Annotated in this window: 10 protein-coding genes; 3 read left to right on the top strand and 7 right to left on the bottom strand. The window is 62.2% G+C overall.

The genetic code is table 11. The annotated features are described in order from the left end of the window. Positions 1–10: 10 nt before the first annotated feature. From V5B59_RS13530 to V5B59_RS13550, 5 genes are read right to left on the bottom strand one after another with little or no spacing between them, the layout of a single operon-like run. On the bottom strand, positions 11–637 hold the full coding sequence (locus V5B59_RS13530; protein ID WP_034920322.1) for an ABC-type transport auxiliary lipoprotein family protein: 627 nt from the start codon (positions 635–637) through the stop codon (positions 11–13). Then, positions 634–1,569, bottom strand: a complete 936-nt coding sequence (locus V5B59_RS13535) for an MlaD family protein (protein ID WP_034920319.1) — start codon at positions 1,567–1,569, stop codon at positions 634–636. The genes V5B59_RS13530 and V5B59_RS13535 overlap by 4 nt, the downstream gene beginning before the upstream one ends. A 3-nt stretch (positions 1,570–1,572) precedes the next feature. Continuing rightward, positions 1,573–2,382 carry an ABC transporter ATP-binding protein gene (locus V5B59_RS13540; RefSeq protein WP_288131617.1) on the bottom strand — a complete coding sequence of 270 codons (810 nt, stop codon included), beginning with the start codon at positions 2,380–2,382 and terminating at the stop codon, positions 1,573–1,575. Then, complete coding sequence (locus V5B59_RS13545) at positions 2,382–3,494, bottom strand: MlaE family ABC transporter permease (RefSeq protein ID WP_169069173.1); 1,113 nt, start codon at positions 3,492–3,494, stop codon at positions 2,382–2,384. Before V5B59_RS13545 ends, V5B59_RS13540 begins: the two co-directional genes overlap by 1 nt. Before the next feature lie 17 nt (positions 3,495–3,511). Then, positions 3,512–5,035: a Ppx/GppA phosphatase family protein gene (locus tag V5B59_RS13550; protein WP_169069174.1), complete on the bottom strand. Its 1,524-nt coding sequence runs from the start codon at positions 5,033–5,035 to the stop codon at positions 3,512–3,514. 194 nt (positions 5,036–5,229) lie between these two features. Between V5B59_RS13550 and ppk1 the strand changes: the two genes are divergently transcribed. Next, complete coding sequence (gene ppk1, locus V5B59_RS13555) at positions 5,230–7,350, top strand: polyphosphate kinase 1 (RefSeq protein WP_169069175.1); 2,121 nt, start codon at positions 5,230–5,232, stop codon at positions 7,348–7,350. A 41-nt stretch (positions 7,351–7,391) separates the two neighbouring features. Here the strand turns inward: ppk1 and V5B59_RS13560 are convergent, their stop codons facing one another. Beyond that, positions 7,392–9,614, bottom strand: coding sequence for a RelA/SpoT family protein (locus V5B59_RS13560; protein ID WP_169069315.1), 2,223 nt, complete (start codon positions 9,612–9,614; stop codon positions 7,392–7,394). A 77-nt stretch (positions 9,615–9,691) separates the two neighbouring features. On the opposite strand from V5B59_RS13560, the gene V5B59_RS13565 reads away from it, so the two are divergent. Both V5B59_RS13565 and V5B59_RS13570 read left to right on the top strand, forming a co-directional pair. Next, positions 9,692–10,597, top strand: a complete 906-nt coding sequence (locus tag V5B59_RS13565) for a DMT family transporter (RefSeq protein WP_034920314.1) — start codon at positions 9,692–9,694, stop codon at positions 10,595–10,597. Next, positions 10,594–11,382 (top strand): zinc-dependent peptidase, encoded by a 789-nt coding sequence (locus V5B59_RS13570; protein WP_034920313.1) that lies wholly within the window; start codon positions 10,594–10,596, stop codon positions 11,380–11,382. Before V5B59_RS13565 ends, V5B59_RS13570 begins: the two co-directional genes overlap by 4 nt. A 30-nt stretch (positions 11,383–11,412) precedes the next feature. On the opposite strand, the gene V5B59_RS13575 is transcribed toward V5B59_RS13570, so the two are convergent. Next, positions 11,413–12,186 carry an alpha/beta fold hydrolase gene (locus V5B59_RS13575; RefSeq protein ID WP_169069176.1) on the bottom strand — a complete coding sequence of 258 codons (774 nt, stop codon included), beginning with the start codon at positions 12,184–12,186 and terminating at the stop codon, positions 11,413–11,415. Positions 12,187–12,199 lie beyond the last annotated feature (13 nt).

A 12,199-nucleotide genomic window follows, 5' to 3' on the forward strand; every position in this document is an offset into this window, starting at 1 on the left:
TCTCAAGTGATCAGTGTGATTGGCTTTCTCCTGCCGTTGACCGACAGTGCTTCAGCCTGCCACGTTTCTCCAGATCATTCAACCACGCAGCGAGTTCTCGCCCGAGTTCTTCACTGGCGGCAACCAGGGCAATGACACCGCCCTGGGCGTCGGCGGTCGCTGCCGGCTGCGCAATGGCCAGCCGTCGCTCGGCGACGAACTGGCGCCCGGCGTCGAGGATGCCGGCCCGACCCTGCAGAATTCCGCGGCTACTTTGCGGGCGATCGAACACCTGCGAGAACTCGAAGAGTTCGAGACGCAGCAGACAGCCGGCCAAGGTCTGCCCGCCGACGCCAAGGAAACCCAGTTGCTGCCGCAAGCGCTGCGACAGCAGTAATCCCGGCGCTGCTGCCCAATGACTGCGCGCGTAGGTTCGCAACTGCAACGGGTTTGCGTAGAGCAGGCGATACTCGATGTCACGCGAGTCGAACCAGTGCGGCGCCCTGATCTCGAGCAACACGTTCGACCAGCGGACATCTTCGGCGACTGGCTCGAGCGGCGGCCCGAAGTCGTACACCTCGGCCAGCGGCGAGTTGCGCATGCTGCCGACGCAGCCCGAGAGCAGGCAAGCGGCAAAAAACATCAGGCACCTGTTCATCGCAGTTCCTCGCGGCTTGGCGGCACGACAAAACCGGGCTCACCGGGTCCCGGAGCCGACGCTGGCGGGCCAAAAACAAGACTCTGCGGCGATTCTTCGAGCATCTGCAGGACGCGATTGAGTTGCCGCGAGTTTGCCGACAGATCGCTGCCGACCTCATTGATGCGGGAAACCAGGGCCGCGATCCCGCCCGACGACGGCTCTCCGACCAGACGATCCAGTTTGTCGCCAAGCGGCTGCAGGCGAACCACCAGCCGACGCGACTCGACCAGCAGCGGTGCCGCCTCGGCCGCCGCCTGCTCGGCACGCACCAGGGTGGCATTGAGCAAGCGCAGATTTTCCGGTGCCAGCAACTGGCGCAACTGACGTGCGACCTCGTTGGCGTTGCCGGTCGCCGCTTCCAGGTTGGCCAGGGTTCTGGCCAGATGCTGCCGGTTCTCGAGGTCGAGCACCAGGTTGGCGTTGGCCAGGAATTCCCGCGCCTGAGCGAGCGCTGCCGCGCCGGTGTCCGAGAGTTCCTCGATCAGCGAGGAGCGCATTTCGATACGCCGTGAATCGTCACCACCAGCCAGGCGCGTCGGGTCGTTACCGCTGTCTTCCAGCAGAATGTGGGCAATACCGGTGACTCCCTGGTAGCCCAGCTTGGCGGTGGTCGCACGGGTGACCGGAACGTTGCTGTCGACACTGATGCGAATCAGGATGTTGTGTGCGTCCTGCGGATCGAGGGCAATCGCCTGCACCTTGCCGACCCGGATACCCCGATAACGCACCTGCCCTTGCAGGCTGAGGCCGCTTACATTGTGTCGAGTGACCACCGTGTACTCGGTGGTCGCCTCATGTTTGCCGCCGAACCACCAGATCGAGAGCGCCACCGCGATACCGAGAAACAGGGTGAACAGCCCCGCCGCCAGGGCATGCGAACGATTCTCCATGGGCTAGATCGCTTCCTGTCCGATGGCTGCCGCAGCACGCCCGGAACTGAAAAAATTGCGAATGAAAGGATGCTCGACAGCCAACACTTCTGCTGCCGTCCCGCAGGCGACCAGTCGCTGATCGGCGAGCACGGCCAGACGCGTCGCCAGCCCAGCCAGTGTCTCGGGATCGTGCGTCACCATCACCACCGTAAAACCAAGTTCCTGCTGCAGCATTCTGAGCAGCTTGACGAAGTTCTCGCTACGATCCGGGTCGAGGCCGGCAGTCGGCTCGTCGAGGACGAGGAGTTCGGGCTCCAGCGACAGCGCCCGCGCCAGAGCTACCCGCTTGACCATACCACCCGACAACTCGGCAGGCATCAGGCGGGCGTGACGCGCTTCCAGCTCGACCATGGCGAGCTTGAGCAGAACCAGATCGGTGATCATCGCCTCGTCGAGCGTGTGCAGCTCGCGCAGCGGAAAAGCGATGTTGTCATGCACGGAGAGAGCCGAAAAGAGCGCCCCCTGCTGAAAAAGCATACCGAAGCGGCGGCGCAGCGCGCGGCGACGCGCCGGATCGGGATCGAGAACTTCCTGGCCGAAGAGCTTGACGCTCCCCTTGCTCGGCGGCAGCAGACCGACAATCTCGCGCAGCAGCGTGGTCTTGCCGCTGCCCGAACCGCCAACCAGGCCGAGCATCTGCCCGGCTTCGATGTCGAGATCGATGTCGCGATGGATCACGACATCGCCGAACTGTGTGCACAGGCCGCGAATCTCGATCGCCGGCAGCCTGCTTCGGCAGGCCTTAGCGGGAAAGTCGCCGAGCACGCTCACTAGGGAATCCCGAGGTTGCGCGTCAGCACCGCAAAGACGGCATCGACGATGATCGCCACGGTAATCGAGGTCACCACCGAAGTGGTCGTGTGCGACGACAGACTTTCGGTATTCGGCTTGACCTGCAGGCCAAAGTGGCAGGCGATGAGGGCAATCAGCACGCCGAAGACCACACCCTTGCCGATGCCGATCCAGACGTTGGCAACCGGCACCACCCTGGGCAGGGTATCGATGAAAAAGCCGTAAGACAAATCCATCTGCAGCTTGGCCGATAACATGCCGCCGATGATCCCGGCGCCCGAGCACCAGATCACCAGCAGCGGCATCGCCACCGCCAGGGCCAGGATCTTCGGCAGGATCAGACGCTGGCTACGCGACACGCCCATGGTGGCCAAAGCATCGATCTCTTCGGTTACCCGCATGACCCCGATCTGGGCGGTCATTGCCGAACCTGAACGTCCGGCCACCAGCACCGCGACCAGCACCGGCCCGAGTTCGCGAACGATGCTGATGCCGAGCAGATTGACGATGAAGACATCGGCGCCGAAGGTTTTCAGTTGCAGAGCTGACAGATACGAAAGAACGATGCCGATCAGAAAACCGATCAGGGCGGTCACCGGCAAGGCCTGAGCTCCACTCTTGTAGAGGTTGGCGGAAAACTCGCGCCACGGAATTTCACCGGGGTGCACGCACAGATAAGCCAGGTCCAGGATCAACTGGCCAAGCAGTGCGAGCATCGCCAGCAGATGCCTGACGGCGACCAACGACCGCTGGCCAAGGGCAAGTAGCCAGGCCAGGGATGGTGTCTGCGGCTCCGGCTCGACATCGACGCGGATTGCCTCGACACGTTCGAGAAGCGCCCGGTGCTGTGGAGAAATCGCCAGCGATTCCGGCCACTGCCGTCCCCAGGCGCGCCACAGCAGGATCGCGCCGGCACTGTCGAGGCGCGCGATCATTCGCAGATCCCAGCCCGGATGGCTCACCACCAGATCGCGCAGACGGCGTTCGAACCCGGCAATCGGCTGCGGCAGGGTCGCCAGAGTCCAGTCACCGGAAAGCACGAGCTGTTCCTGGTCGGCTCGCTGGACGGACTCGATCGCGGCCACCGCCATGGCAACTCAGAATTTCTTCACAGCGCCAGCGGTACTGCAATCTGGCCAGGCACCGTCGGCCGGATTCGCAGCTTGATGCCAATCCGGCGCCAGAGCAGCGCTTCCTCGGATAAGGCGGCGGCAGTCATCGGATTGGCATCCTGCCAGCCGACGGGCAGGTCGAGCTGGAAACCGACCGGATCTTCCCGGACCGACAATTCGGATAGTGGATGATCATCGCGCGCACGATGCAGAAGCACTGCCAGGCGAAGACAGAACACCAGGCGCCAGTTCGGATCGCCGGCCGGCATGGAAGCCAGCTTCTGGAGTTTGCCGCGCTGGCCGAGCACCAGCAGGGCCAGGCGCGCCTGATCGCGTTTCGAAAAGCCCGGCATGTCGGCATGACCCAGGATATAGGCACCATGCTTGTGGGACTCGCTATGCGCCACCGATACGCCAACCTCGTGCAGGGAAATCGCCCAGCGCAGAAAGTGAACATCGTTCTCGTGCTCCGGCGAATCGAGCTTGATCAGTTGTCCAAGAAGCGCCAGGGCGGTTCGCTCGACGCGGCTGACCTGCGCCGTGTCGACCTGATAGCGGCGCAGAAACTGCAGGACCGTTTCGTCACGCGTATCATGATGCTCGAAGCGTCCGAGCAGGTCGTAGAGGACACCCAGCGGTAGCGCGCCATCGGAATAGGTCATGTGTTCGATGCCCAGTTCCGAGAACACCGCCGACATGATCGCTATGGCGCCGGGAAGAATCGCCAAGCGGTCACTGCGCATGCCTTTCAGCCCCAGCGATTCCGCCGAACCGGCGCGGATCAGCAGCTGACGCAGTTTCGCCAGCCCCTCTCGACTGATGCCGCTGACGCCTTCGGGATTCAGATCGTTCATTTCCAGGATCTCGGCGAGTTCCTGAGCTGACCCCGAAGAACCGACGGCTTCCTGCCAACCAAAGCGCTGGTAGTCGGCGGCAATTGCTTCGACCTCGCGCGCCGCCGACACTTCGGCCGTGTAGAAGCGCTTCTTGTCCACCTTGCCTTCCGGAAAGAAACGCTGCCGATAACTGATGCCGCCCATGAACAGGGACTCCATCAGCAAGGGTTCGGTGCGCTCGCCGATGATGAACTCGGTCGAGCCGCCGCCAATGTCGACCACCAGACGCCGGTGAGTGGCTGCTGGCAGGGCATTCGCCGCGCCGATGAAGATCAGGCGCGCTTCCTCGCGACCACCGATGATCTCGATGGGAAAGCCCAGAGCAGCCTCTGCCTGCAGGAGAACCATGCGCGCATTTCTGGCCACCCGCATCGCGTCGGTGGTCACCGCGCGCACGGTTTCCGGATCGAAGCCGCGCAAGCGTTCGCCAAAACACCGCAAGGCTCCGATCGCCCGCTGTTGTGAGGCATGATCGAGCAGCTTCTCGCGGGTCAGACCGGAGCCCAGCCGGACGTTCTCTTTCAGAGTATCCAGCGGGTGGATGCGATCGCCAACGACTCGCCCGATCTGCAGACGAAAGCTGTTGGAACCCAGGTCGACACCGGCAATTAGTTCGTAACTCATGGCTGCACGCCGCAGGTGGTTTCAGGTCGATCATTTTATCACTGCCGGCAAGCACATCATTGCTCCGGGCAAGAACGGCAGCACAGGCCAATCAAGAAAACCGCCAGCCAATCGACCAGCAACAAAGCTATGGTTGTAATATGCTCGTTTTCAGATCCCCTTGCCCGATCCATCTTTTCTGACGGAACGAACCCATGAATATCGTCGCCACGACTACCGAAAACCCTCCCATTCAGGCCGCCACCGGGTTCCCACCGGAATATTTCCAGAATCGCGAGATGAGCCTGCTAGCTTTCAATCGGCGGGTACTCTGGCAAGCCAGAAACCCGCGCACACCACTACTCGAACGCTTGCGCTTCCTGTGCATCGTGAGCAGCAATCTCGACGAGTTTTTCGAGATTCGCGAGGCCGGAATCAAGGAACAGCTCAAGCTGAATTCCGTGGCGATCACCACCGACGGCAAGACCGCCCGTGAAGTCTATCGGCTGGTCAGCGACGAGGTTCATTCCATCGTCAAGGAACAGTATGCGCTGCTCAACGAAGAGATCCTCCCGCAACTTGCCACCGAGGGCATCCGCTTCCTCAAACGTGGGGACTGGAACGACGCGCAGCGCGAATGGATTCGGGATTTCTTCTTTCGGGAAGTGATGCCGGTGATCACCCCGATTGGTCTCGACCCATCGCATCCCTTCCCGCGGGTGCTCAACAAGAGTCTCAATTTCGCCGTCGAACTCGAAGGCCGCGATGCCTTCGGCCGCAGTTCAGGCGCTGCCATCGTACAGGCGCCGCGGGTCCTGCCGCGCGTCATCCGGCTGCCGCGCGAACTCGGCGACAGTGAGTACGCCTTCGTTTTTCTGTCTTCGATTCTGCACGAGTTCGTGCACGAGTTGTTCGCCGGAATGAAAGTACTCGGCTGCTACCAGTTTCGCGTCACGCGCAACAGCAACCTCTTCGTCGACGAGGAAGAGATCACCAATCTGCGCGCCAAGATCCAGGGGGAGTTGCCACAGCGCCATTTCGGCGACGCCGTCCGGCTCGAAGTGGCCAACAGTTGCTCGGAAGCGATGACCCAGTTCCTGCTCGGACAGTTCAACCTCACCGAGAGCGATCTCTATCGTGTCGCCGGTCCGGTCAATCTGGTTCGCTTGATGCAGGTACCCGACTGGGTGCTGCGCAACGATCTCAAGTTTCAGCCCTTCAATCCGGGAACCCCGAAGGCGCTGCAGAAGTGCCACAGTATCTTCGACAGCATCCGCGGCGGCGACATCCTGCTGCACCATCCCTACCAGAGCTTCAATTCGGTGATCGAACTGCTTGAACAGTCCGCGAATGACCCCCAGGTGGTGGCGATCAAGATGACCGTCTACCGCACCGGCACCGACTCGGTATTGATGCAGTCGCTGCTGCGAGCGGCGCAGAACGGCAAGGAAGTCACGGTGGTCGTCGAACTGATGGCACGCTTTGACGAGGAAGCCAACATCGGCTGGGCGACCAAGCTCGAGGAAGTGGGCGCGCATGTCGTCTACGGTGTCGTCGGTTACAAGACGCATGCCAAGATGTTGATGATCGTCCGTCGCGAGGAAGGAAAGGCCGGCAATAGCATCCTGCGTCGCTATGTGCATCTCGGCACCGGCAACTACCATCCCAAAACCGCCCGCCTGTACTCCGATTTCGGCCTCCTGACCTGCAACGAAGAGATCGGTGTCGATACCAACGAAGTCTTCAAGCAGCTCACCGGCCTCGGCCGCGCACAGACCCTGACGCACCTGTGGCAGGCGCCGTTCACGCTGCAGCCGAACGTCGTCACCGCGATTCGTGCCGAAGCCGAAGCAGCACGCGCCGGCAAGCGTTCACGAATCATCGCCAAGATGAACTCGCTGCTCGAACCGGAAACCATCGCCACGCTTTACGAGGCTTCGCAGGCCGGCGTCAAGATCGACCTGATCGTGCGTGGTGTCTGCGGCTTGCGCGCCGGCGTCAAGGATCTGTCGGAAAACATCAGCGTACGCTCGATCATCGGCCGTCAGCTCGAACATCACCGGGTATTCTATTTCTACGCTGGTGGCGAGGAAAAAGTCTACCTGTCGAGCGCCGACTGGATGGAGCGCAATTTCTTCCGACGTATCGAACTGGCGTTTCCGGTGCTCGACCGCAAACTGAAGCGCCGGGTCATCGCCGAAGGCCTGCAGATCTATCTCACGGACAACGTCCTGGCCTGGGAACTCGGGCCCGATGGCACTTACCATCAGCGGCGCGGTTCCCGAACCAGCCCGCATTCGTCGCAAGCCGAGTTGATCGAACTGCTGCAGGCCTGAAATCGGCAGGGGGACGCCCGTCCCTCTGCTCTACGGGAGCTTCAGGCGCGGCGCGCACCGACGACACCCTGCACTGCATGCAACAAAGCCAGGGTGCGATTGAGCTGCGGGATGCTGCCGACTTCAGCAGTGAAGCGCATATGTGCGTTACCCTGCCGGGACTGCGTGTTGACGGCGATGACATTGATTTTTTCGCGCGCGAGAACGTCCGACACATCACGCAGCAGACCCTGCCGGTCGTAGGCGTCAATCACGATATCGACGGCAAAAATGCCATCGGTGCGTCGTCCCCAGCTTGTTTCGATGACCCGCTCGGGATGCCTCGTCTGCATGTTCGAGAAATTGCTGCAATCGGCGCGATGCACCGAGATCCCCTTGCCGCGCGTGACAAAGCCAACGATGGCATCCGGCGGCGCCGGCTTGCAGCAACCCGCAAGTTGCGTCAGCAAGCGATCAACGCCAACGATCAGGATTCCCTTTTCAGCCACATCGCTGTCGCGTTGCCGGCGTACCGGCAGATCGGCAAGCTCGCGCTCGTCCACCGGCGTCTCGCCCCCGCGCACCGCCACCTGCAACTGGCGCATGTTCAGCTTGGCGTGCGCCACCGCAATGAACAGATCGTCGCTACGGGCAAAGCCCAGCCTGGCCGCAAGATCGTCGAGGTTGACGCTGGGTTGTCCCATGCGCTGCAGTTCGCGGAGCACCACCGCACGCCCCTCGGCAAGGGTGTCCTCGATCGCCAGGCTGGCGAACCATTGTCTGACTTTGAGGCGCGAGCGATGCGTAAACAGATAGGCCTGCGCAGGGTTGAGCCAGTCGCGCGACGGTCCACCGTGCTTGGCGAGAATGATTTCGACACGCTGGCCGGTACATAGCTTCGTGTTGAGCGGCACCAGCGCACCGTCCACCTTGGCGCCGCGGCAACGGTGGCCGATGTCGGTGTGCACGCGGTAGGCAAAATCGACCGGGGTCGAGCCCTGCGGCAGATCGATGACGCGGCCCTGCGGTGTCAGGATGTAGACCGTTTCGTCAAAAGCCGCCTGTTTGTAGTGCCTGACCCAGTCCGAGGAATCGGCAACTTCGTCGCGCCAGGTCAATAGCTGCCGCAGCCAGGCGATCTTTTCGTCGTAGCGGTCTTCCGGCGTGCTGCCGCCTTCCTTGTAGCGCCAGTGCGCGGCAACCCCCAGTTCGGCGTGACTGTGCATGTCGCGAGTACGAATCTGCACCTCCAGGGCACGCCCGTCGGGGCAATGTACCGCCGTATGCAGCGATCGGTAATCATTGCCCTTCGGATGCGCAATGTAGTCGTCGAACTCCTTGGCAATCGGCGACCAGATATGGTGCACGATGCCCAGAGCGGTATAGCAGTCCTTCACTTCATCGACGATGACGCGCAGTGCGCGCACGTCGTACACCTCGGCAAACTCGACACCCTTCTTGCGCATCTTGTTCCAGATGCTGTAGATGTGCTTGGGACGGCCGTAGATTTCGGCCTTGCCGACGCCGGCCTTGGACAGCTCATGCCGCAGGCGGTCAACGGCTTCGCTGATGAACTGCTCGCGTTCGGTTCGCTTCTCGTCGAGGTGCTGCGCAATCTCCTTGTAGATTGCAGGATGCAGAAAGCGAAAGGAGAGATCCTCGAGTTCCCACTTCAGTTCCCAGACGCCGAGCCGGTTGGCCAGCGGCGAATAGAGCGCCAGCGTCTCGCGCGCCACCGGCACGCGCAGTTCATCGGGTTCACCGGCAAAGTGACGCAGCGTCTGCGTACGCGAAGCCAGCCGCAGCAGGACCACACGGATGTCCTCGACCATCGCCAGCAGCATTTTGCGCAGTACCTCGATCTGCGTCTTCATCTCCTGCGGATTCTTTTCGCTGCTGTCGACGGAGTGGGCGACAAAGCCCCGCGTGATCGGCCGCATGCGGTTCAGACGCGAAATCCCGCCGACCAGTTGCGCGACGCCCGTTCCAAAATCCCGTTCGATCTGTAGCAGGCCCTGTTCCAGTTGCGCCGGCACCGCGAAGAGCAGCGCGGCCAGTCGTGAATCCACGTCGAGCTTCAAACCGGCAACGATCAGCGCCATTCCCAGGGCATGCCCCCAGACATCCTCGGTGCTGCCGAGCAAGCGATGGCCATAGATCGAGCGGGCAAAGTCGACGGCCCGTCGCAGCCGCTCGAGTTCGGCGGTGGCGAGGCCATCACCGAGAGTCAGCAGGGATTGTTCGAAGTCGCTCTGGGCGGCGACCGAATGTACGACGGAAACCATCAGCTCATTATAAGGGCAGGCTCGGGCTTCATGCATAATGCGCTTTTTCCTCACTCCCGCCCGCCCGCCTGCCGTCGATGCCTGCCCGCCTGCAACACCCTTATCTGCTGCTCGTGCTGACCACCCTGTTCTGGTCCGGCAACATGGTCATCGGGCGCGCCATTCGCGACCAGGTGCCACCGCTCTCGCTGGCCTTCTGGCGCTGGGCGATCGCTCTGACGCTGGTGTTGCCGCTAGCCCTGCCACACCTGCGCACGCAGTGGCCGCTGCTGCGACGCGGCTACAAAGCCGTCGTCATTCTCGGTCTGCTCGGTGTCGGCGGTTACAACACTCTGGCTTACATTGCCCTGCAATACACGCCGGCAACCAACGCCGTCCTGCTCAACTCCTTCATTCCGATCGCCACGATCACTCTGTCGTGGATCTTTCTGAAAAAGCACCTGCGTGCTGTCGAGAGCTTCGGTGTTCTGCTCTCGTTCATCGGGGTCACGACGATTGTCTGCCGTGGCGACGTCGAGACCCTGGCCAGGTTGAGCCTGAACGTCGGCGATCTGTGGATGCTGGCGGCTGTCTTTACCTGGGCCCTGTACACCATCGGACTGCAATGGCGGCCGGCTGGTGTCCACCCGATGCTGCTGCTCGCCGCGTTCACGATGGTCGGCCTGCTCGCCCTGACCCCCGCCTACGCCTGGGAAATCGTGCAGGGCAAGACGATCCATGTCTCGGCCGGCGTGCTGACAGGAATTGCCTACACCGGGGTGTTTCCCGGTTTTCTCGGCTATGTCTTCTACAACCGCGCCGTCGCCGAGGTCGGGGCCAGCAAGGCCAGCCTGTTCATTCATCTGATGCCGGTATTCGGAACCCTTCTCTCGGCGATCTTTCTCGAAGAAGTTCCGCAACTCTATCACTACGCCGGTATCGCCCTGATCTTTGCCGGCATCTACCTGACCACGACGGCGCTGCCGCAAGCGAAAACCGCATGATCGGCAAGCTGCTCGGCTGGTTACGGCATCGCCAGAAGCCGGCAACGGTGCCGGATCCACTCTGGCTCTCGGTCATTTCGGCACTGCCGTTTCTCGCTGCGCTCAGCGAAAGCGAGCAGTTCCGCTTGCGCCGCCTCGCCGAGGGCTTCCTCGCCGAGAAGGAGTTCACCGCTGCGGGCGAACTCGAACTGTCCGACGCGATCTGTGTCTCGATTGCCGCGCAAGGTTGCCTGCCGATCCTCGAACTCGGCCTCGATTATTATCGCGGCTGGATCGGGGTGATCGTCTACGCCGACGAATTCATCATCCCGCGCAGCGTCGAGGACGAATTCGGCGTTGTCCATGAGTATCAGGAACTGGCTTCGGGCGAGGCCTGGGACGGCGGACCGCTGCTGATTTCGTGGCGCGACGCGCAGATGGCCGGCAGCGGCTATAACGTCGTCATCCACGAGTTCGCGCACAAACTGGACATGCTCAATGGTCCGGCGAACGGCATCCCGCCGCTGCCCCCCGAAATGTTCCTCAGCCGCTGGCAAGGAGTACTGGATGCCGCTTACGACGATTTTTGCGCGCGTGTCGACGCAGCGGCAGGCAGCGCTCAGGAAACCTTGTTCGACCCCTATGCCAGCGAGAATCCAGGCGAGTTCTTTGCGGTCATGAGCGAGGCATTCTTTGAGACGCCCACCCTCCTGCACAGCGAGTATCCGGCACTCTACGCACAATTTGCCGGCTTTTACCGGCAGGATCCGGCATCGCGAGTTTTCCGGATGGCCGGCCGGCAATAAGCGGGAGCAGATCGCCTGCGGCTTCTCGGCTCAGCGCGCCGCAATGCGGTCAATGAAACGGACGATTGCGTCGATGACCGATTGCGGCTGATCGCGGTGCGGCGAATGCCGGCAATCGGCCAGCTTCAGCAGCTCGACATCGGCAGCCGCTTCGGCAATGCACTCGATCTGGCGCATCGTCGCGTATTCGTCGTCTTCGCCCTGGATCGCCAGCAGCGGACAGGTGATCGCCGACAGGCAAGCGCGAATGTCCCAGGTACGGAATTCGGGCGCCAGCCAGGTATCGTGCCAGGATCGGAAAACGGCATCCGGATCGCGGTGATAACGACCCAGTTTCTGCGGCCACTCGCTGCTCGCGTAGAAGTCGCCGGCAGCACGGATGCCGGCAAGCGCCTTTTCCTCGACGAACTCGTGCGGTGCCATGAGCACCACGCCACTGAGCCGCTGCGGCCAGGCGGCAGCATAAAGCAGCGCGATCGAGCCGCCGTCGCTATGCCCGACCAGCAGCGGCCGTTCGATGGCCAGCGCAGCAAGCAGGGAGGGCAGGCGCTGCAGCGCCTCTTCATGCAGGTAGGCAGCCGTTCGCGGTGCTCCCAGGGCGGCCGAATGGCCGTGCCCCAGGCGCGACCAGACGAGCGTACGGCAAGCGCTCGCCCGTGCCAGTGCGGCCGGAAAATCACGCCACTGCGTCATGCTGCCAAGACCTTCGTGGAGCAGGACCAGCGTCGGCCGATCGCACCGCTGTGCCGGAATGATCTCGTACTCGAGCAACTGCTCGTCAATGTCGACGAAAGCCCTGCTCACTGGGCCGAAAGTT

The sequence above is a fragment of the Candidatus Accumulibacter contiguus genome (genome assembly GCF_036625285.1).
GTDB lineage: Bacteria > Pseudomonadota > Gammaproteobacteria > Burkholderiales > Rhodocyclaceae > Accumulibacter > Accumulibacter contiguus.